The organism is Vibrio sp. 10N.222.52.B7, assembly GCF_041474275.1.
Lineage (GTDB): Bacteria > Pseudomonadota > Gammaproteobacteria > Enterobacterales > Vibrionaceae > Vibrio > Vibrio crassostreae_C.
The window spans coordinates 1-244 of the sequence record NZ_JBFRTU010000528.1; the positions used below are offsets into that span (position 1 = coordinate 1).

General features: G+C 50.4%; 1 pseudogene. It reads right to left on the reverse strand.

What is annotated here, in order from left to right:
* A pseudogene (locus AB4512_RS24030) lies at positions 1-244 on the reverse strand (transposase); the annotation flags it as partial.

A 244-nucleotide genomic window follows, 5' to 3' on the forward strand; every position in this document is an offset into this window, starting at 1 on the left:
TTTCTTGCCAACTGAAAATATCGTCGAGTTCTTGCTTGGACTCTCGAACCGGACGATGCATGTCTTTTGGGTATTGAGCGGGCTTAGCAAAGCGATGGTTAAAATCGGCGATGAAGTAGGGAAGCCAGACGTTCGCTTGCTCGATGGTGTTGATACCTTGTAAGCGCATCTCTTTAACCAGCCGGTCTTGCAACGTGAGATTGGCTCGCTCAACACGGCCTTTGGCTTGGGAGCTGTTGGCACA